At 36.7% G+C, this 5,857-nt stretch carries 7 protein-coding genes and 1 other annotated feature; all 7 genes read left to right on the forward strand.

Annotated elements, in window-relative coordinates; genetic code table 11:
• Window positions 1–511: Asd/ArgC dimerization domain-containing protein (locus HMPREF2887_RS07650; protein ID WP_261673879.1), on the forward strand; the 511-nt coding region annotated here is incomplete at its 5' end.
• Between the two features lie 54 nt (window positions 512–565).
• On the forward strand, window positions 566–1,447 hold the full coding sequence (gene dapA, locus HMPREF2887_RS07655; protein ID WP_057489688.1) for a 4-hydroxy-tetrahydrodipicolinate synthase: 882 nt from the start codon (window positions 566–568) through the stop codon (window positions 1,445–1,447).
• Window positions 1,448–1,809: 362 nt separating this feature from the next.
• Window positions 1,810–2,100 carry a hypothetical protein gene (locus HMPREF2887_RS07660; protein ID WP_041784013.1) on the forward strand — a complete coding sequence of 97 codons (291 nt, stop codon included), beginning with the start codon at window positions 1,810–1,812 and terminating at the stop codon, window positions 2,098–2,100.
• Window positions 2,101–2,523: 423 nt separating this feature from the next.
• A complete protein-coding gene (locus HMPREF2887_RS07665) occupies window positions 2,524–3,450 on the forward strand; it encodes a DNA repair protein RadC (protein ID WP_057489687.1) in 927 nt (308 codons plus the stop codon).
• Window positions 3,451–3,537: 87 nt separating this feature from the next.
• Window positions 3,538–4,380 (forward strand): AraC family transcriptional regulator, encoded by an 843-nt coding sequence (locus HMPREF2887_RS07670; RefSeq protein WP_003024219.1) that lies wholly within the window; start codon window positions 3,538–3,540, stop codon window positions 4,378–4,380.
• Between the two features lie 155 nt (window positions 4,381–4,535).
• Window positions 4,536–4,670: a sequence feature (ribosomal protein L10 leader region), on the forward strand.
• Window positions 4,671–4,709: 39 nt separating this feature from the next.
• Window positions 4,710–5,210, forward strand: coding sequence for a 50S ribosomal protein L10 (gene rplJ, locus HMPREF2887_RS07675; RefSeq protein WP_003029380.1), 501 nt, complete (start codon window positions 4,710–4,712; stop codon window positions 5,208–5,210).
• A 70-nt stretch (window positions 5,211–5,280) separates the two neighbouring features.
• On the forward strand, window positions 5,281–5,649 hold the full coding sequence (rplL, locus tag HMPREF2887_RS07680; RefSeq protein ID WP_003024225.1) for a 50S ribosomal protein L7/L12: 369 nt from the start codon (window positions 5,281–5,283) through the stop codon (window positions 5,647–5,649).
• The last annotated feature ends 208 nt before the right edge of the window (window positions 5,650–5,857 follow it).

Raw genomic sequence — 5,857 nt, forward strand, 5'->3', positions numbered from 1 at the left:
TTTGCCTTCTGGCGGCGACAAGAAGCACTATCCGATTGCTTTTAATGCTCTTCCCCAAATCGATGTCTTTACGGACAATGACTACACCTACGAAGAGATGAAGATGACCAATGAAACCAAGAAGATCATGGAAGATGACACGATTGCGGTTTCTGCTACTTGTGTTCGTATCCCTGTTCTTTCAGCGCACTCAGAGTCTGTCTACATCGAGACAAAAGAAGTAGCACCCATCGCAGAGGTCAAAGCAGCTATTGCGAACTTCCCAGGAGCAGTATTAGAGGATGATGTTGCTCATCAAGTCTACCCTCAAGCTGTCAATGCTGTCGGAAAACGCGAGACATTCGTGGGACGAATTCGCAAGGATTTGGACGCTGAAAAAGGCATCCATATGTGGGTGGTTTCAGACAATCTGCTTAAAGGTGCTGCTTGGAATTCTGTTCAAATCGCTGAGACTTTGCATGAACGTGGCTTGGTCCATCCAACAGCAGAGGTCATTTTCAAATTGAAGTAAAATGTGAGATAATATTCGTATAGTTGTATTTTGCAGGCTAGGAGGACGATAGTTATGTCTATAGAAGATTTAAAAAAAGCAAGAATCATAACAGCACTTGTAACACCGTTTAAAGAGGACGGTAGCATTAACTTTGAGGCTCTTCCTAAGCTGATTGAACACCTTCTAGCGCATCATACAGAAGGATTGATTATCGCAGGAACGACAGGCGAAAGCCCAACTCTGACGCATGAAGAGGAGCTGGAATTATTTGCAGTAGTTCAAAAGATTGTAAAAGGGCGAGTTCCGCTGATAGCCGGAATTGGTACAAATGATACTCGAGATTCAGTTGAATTCGCGCGTGAAGTTGACAAATTTGGTGGTTTTGCTGCCGGACTTGCAGTGACTCCTTATTATAACAAACCGACTCAAGAAGGTCTATATCAGCATTATAAAGCGATTGCGGAAGCTTCAAATCTGCCAGTCATCGTTTATAATGTTCCTAGCCGAACGGTTGCTGGTTTGACAGTAGAAACTTCCTTGCGCTTGGCGCAGTTGCCAAATATTATTGCTATCAAAGACTGTACGGGTATAGATACTCTTACTCATTTGGTTGAAAACGCGCCACAGGACTTTCTAATTTATACTGGGGAAGACGGACAAGCTTTTCATGCAAAGGCAATTGGAGCACAGGGTGTTATATCTGTTGCGGCTCATACCAATGGTGATGATTTTTATGAAATGTTTTCAGCCTTAGATGAGGGCAATCTGAAAAAAGCTGCTCAGATTCAACGTCAGCTGTCACCAAAAATAGAAGCTCTCTTTTCTGTGACAAGCCCAGCACCACTTAAAGCTGTGCTAAATTCTCAAGGATTTGAAGTCGGACCACTCCGCCTCCCGCTTGTTGCCTGTACAGAGCAAGAAAAAGCCGTTATTCTTTCATTTTTTGAAGATTGAAGGAAGCATTTTAGGTTTGTAAAATGTTGGGAACATTTACGATGAACTAGTGAATTTTTTATTACGTAGGACTTTAGCATTTAAATCTGCAAGAAGAAATGTTTGAAAAGACAAAACTAGGCTGAATGGAAAGACTGATATTACTAGATTGTCATATTTTCTGTTATGATGAGATAAGAGTGGGATATTTAGTATAATAGAAATGGATAAATTGAAAGTTGATGAGAAGTTGGAGCATATGAAGAAAAGAAAATTGAGAATCAGTTCCATTGAAATTATGGCGATTTTAGGATTATTAATTTGGCTACTCACAATATTTTTAAGAAAATATTATTCAATTAATTCAGTTGTTCCTATATTTTATGTCACACCCTAGTTTTGGAGGAGCATGGATTGGAACAGCTATGCTAAAACAACCTTTTAGTCCAACATTCAGTGTAAATGAAGTCTCAACTATTGAATTTTCTAAAAAGACACCTATGTATATATGTATAGCGGTTGTACTGATGTCTTTTATTAATGAGTTATTACCATTAGGTAATACTAGTGTAGTATTTGACGTATACGATGCGCTTGCTACTGTACTAGCGGAAATCATAGCTTTTAACATACCTGTCATTCTAAAAGAAAAGACTTTAATAGATTACCGTTGATTTTGGGAAGATTAAAAAACCAGTGTCGAACTGAACAAGGAATAAAAACACATTAGACGGTAGAATGAAACATTCTATCGTCTTTTCGTATTAGTTCTTACCATTTTCTCTTTTTCCGACAATTTAATAAATCTACGAATCAAAAGGGATAGCTTTTCACTCCAATTATAAAAAATGATCAAAAAGTCTTGTAATTTTTTTCTTATGTTACGATTGTTAATAGTTAGAAAAAATTGTAAAATTAGTGCAGTAAAAGCTTAGCCTTTGATGTTTTTAGACAATAGTTTCATTTTTTAATAGCTTTTTTGATTTACAATAAAACATGTGAAATTTCTTTCTTCTGCGCAAACCTATAAATTCCGTACAAATTTGATGGGGGATAAATTTTCCTATCGTTTATACTATAGGCAAGGAGGTAGGAAGATGAATTTATACTTTGGTGATATTCCGATTTGTTATTCTCATTCGACGGCTATGGCCTTACATGCTGCGGGCTATGATTTTCGCTCGGACTACCTAGAAGCGATCATGGTCATGGGTAATGGAGCTACCCTTGTGAAAAAAGACGACAGACATCCTTTGGTTTTCTTTGATAATGGCATGCCAGATGAGTCCATTAGTCATTGTTTACAAATTCTTGGATTTGACTATGAGGAGTTTTTCTGTGATTCTTCAGAGCCAGTCAATGTGATAGAACTAAAAGAAAAACTCAAGACATATCTAGACCATGGATCTGTTATTGTAGGTCCTTTGGATATGGGATATCTGACTTATAATCTCAATCATAGCCATCTACGAGGTGTGGATCATTTTGTTTCAGTTTATGACATGGATGAGCATTGGATTTATTTCCATGATCCGGCAGGCTATCCTTGTGTGAAAATGGATTTTCGTGATTTTTGTAAAGCGTGGAAAGCAGAAGCGATTGACTATAAAAGAGGAGCTTATTCCATGTGGGGAAATTTGCAAAGAAATAAGCTTCCAACAAGTCAGGAGATTTATCACAGTGTCTCTATTATCATGAAACAACGATATGAAAATGGTGAGGTTGGTATAATTGAGGACTATGCTAAAACTATTCGAGCAAACGGCTTAAATGCGGAACAAAAACAACTTCATCAATTTTTTTCATTTCGTTTGGCAGCAGTTAGAAGTCTTTACTTGAGTCAATTTTTGAAAGGTTATGATCCTGTCAGAGCAGACTTGAAGGAAAAAATTGCTATGCTTTTTAGCCAAGCCTATCTGGACAGCAGGCAGGAAGCCTATAGTTCTTTAGCAGATACCCTGATGGAGATTGCCCAATTGGATGGACAGTTTAGGGATTTGTGCCTTCAATGTATCAAGGGATAAAACTCTGAAAGATTATTGTACTAAAGGTAAAGAAGTTAGAGATTTTGGTATCTTTACATAGGATAGAAAAATGAATAGAAGTAAAATATGCAGATAATTCAATTTTTTAATGAAACAATTAACTACATTGAAAGTGTGCTGGATAGCGAAATAGATGAAGATAAAATTACCCATTTATCCACTTATTCTTATCCTATGTTTAGCAGACTCTTTTCTATATTAACAGATACAACATTGTCAGAGTATATTAGAAGTCGAAGGTTGACAGAAGCGGCTTTTTTACTGAGAGATACCAATATTAAAGTTATTGATATAGCGATGAAGTATGGATATGAATCATCTGATTCATTTGGGACTGCATTCAAAAAATTTCATGGATTTACACCTTCAGAGGTAAGAAATGGAAAACCATTCAAAATAGTTTCACGAGTACAGCTAGCACTAAGTGTAAGAGGAGGAAGAAGTATGAACATCACAATTCAAAAGAAAAATTCATTTACAGTTGCAGGTAGGAATGAACAAAATATCAATTCATCATTATGTCCGAGTGTTTGGAATAAACTATATGGAGAATATCGTCATGATGAATTAGCAAGATTGGGAGAAGGTCAAAGTGTCGGTGTTTGTTACAATGTAGAACAACCAAGTACTATTAATTACATAGCAGGGTATATCGTTACAGATGTAGATAAAGCAAAAAGTATGGGCTTAGATGTTTTGAAAGTTGAAGAAGCAGAATATGCCATTGTAGAGTTAACAGGAAGTGTTCCGGAATGTATTCATAATGGTTGGAAATATGCAATGGAAGTATTTTTTCCAGAACATGGTTATGTTCATTCAGGAAAACCTGACTTTGAATATTATTATGAAGGGGATATGGATAGCAAAGACTACAAAATGGAACTTTGGATTCCAATTGTAAAAGCATAATAAACATAAGATAGTTAGAGCAGATCTTTATGGTCTGCTTTTTTATTTTTCCAATAATTTAATAAATCTGCTAACTAAAAAGAATAGATTTTCGTTCTAATTATAAAAATTATTAAAAACTCTTGCAATCTTTTTTTTCTTATGTTACAATCATTAATGGTTTGAAAAAACTGCCTAAGACAGTAGGGGAGCTCGACTCATAAAGATCCTACCGAGGACAAAACGGATCATGTAAAAGAAACGTATTGTACTTTCGTGTCTAGGTTTGGGCGCGTTTTTTCTTTTGGAAAAATTCCCCAAGCAAAATAATTACGGAGGTGAAACACTAAATGAGTGAAGCAAGTATTGCTAAAAAAGCGGAACTAGTTGATGTAGTTGCTGAAAAAATGAAAGCAGCTGCAAGTATCGTTGTTGTTGATGCTCGTGGTCTTACAGTTGAACAAGACACAGTTCTTCGTCGTAATCTTCGTGGAAGCGAAGTTGAGTATAAAGTCATTAAAAACTCAATCTTACGTCGTGCAGCTGAAAAAGCTGGACTTGAAGGTCTTGCTGATGCATTTGTTGGACCATCTGCTGTTGCATTTTCAAATGAAGATGTTGTAGCACCAGCAAAAATCATCAATGATTTTACTAAAGAAGCTGATGCACTTGAAATTAAAGGTGGAGCTATTGAAGGTGCTGTTGCATCTAAAGAAGAAATCGTTGCTCTTGCAACTCTTCCAAATCGCGAAGGACTTCTATCTATGCTACTATCTGTGCTTCAAGCACCAGTTCGCAATGTTGCTCTTGCAGTCAAAGCGGTTGCAGACAACAAAGAAGAAGCAGCTTAATTTTAAGTTGCGCGTAGTCTATGCTACAAACTAATAATAAATAACGAAAACATATTTGGAGGAAATAACAATGGCATTGAACATTGAAAATATTATTGCTGAAATTAAAGAAGCTTCAATCCTTGAATTGAACGACCTTGTAAAAGCTATCGAAGAAGAATTTGGTGTAACTGCAGCTGCTCCTGTAGCTGTAGCTGCTGCTGGTGCTGGTGAAGCCGCAGCTGCAAAAGATTCATTTGACGTTGAATTGACTGCAGCAGGCGACAAGAAAGTCGGCGTTATCAAAGCTGTTCGTGAAATCACAGGTCTTGGTCTTAAAGAAGCTAAAGAACTTGTTGATGGAGCACCAACTGTTGTTAAAGAAGGTGTTGCAACTGCAGAAGCAGAAGAAATCAAAACTAAATTGGAAGAAGCTGGAGCTTCAGTTACTCTTAAATAATAGAGTACCGCAATTTGATTGCGAAAGCCTAGTAAATCAAGGTTTAATGATTGCTTAGAGCGATTAAAAATCGGTGGAATGATTTCATTCCCCACTAAAACCCCACCAAGGTTTAATCTTGGTGGGGTTTATTTTTTTACTCAAAATCATGATATAATAAGATTATCGAAATTTCTAAGCTAGCTTAGTCTTTTGCTTACACAAAAGA

The organism is Streptococcus sp. HMSC071H03 (assembly GCF_001813035.1).
Taxonomy (GTDB): domain Bacteria; phylum Bacillota; class Bacilli; order Lactobacillales; family Streptococcaceae; genus Streptococcus; species Streptococcus anginosus.

Bases quoted from the DNA above. Each gene is read 5' to 3' on its own strand.
- dapA (WP_057489688.1), top strand. From the start codon at position 566: ATGTCTATAGAAGATTTAAAAAAAGCAAGAATCATAACAGCACTTGTA.
- HMPREF2887_RS07660 (WP_041784013.1), top strand. From the start codon at position 1,810: ATGTCACACCCTAGTTTTGGAGGAGCATGGATTGGAACAGCTATGCTA.
- HMPREF2887_RS07665 (WP_057489687.1), top strand. From the start codon at position 2,524: ATGAATTTATACTTTGGTGATATTCCGATTTGTTATTCTCATTCGACG.
- HMPREF2887_RS07670 (WP_003024219.1), top strand. From the start codon at position 3,538: ATGCAGATAATTCAATTTTTTAATGAAACAATTAACTACATTGAAAGT.
- rplJ (WP_003029380.1), top strand. From the start codon at position 4,710: ATGAGTGAAGCAAGTATTGCTAAAAAAGCGGAACTAGTTGATGTAGTT.
- rplL (WP_003024225.1), top strand. From the start codon at position 5,281: ATGGCATTGAACATTGAAAATATTATTGCTGAAATTAAAGAAGCTTCA.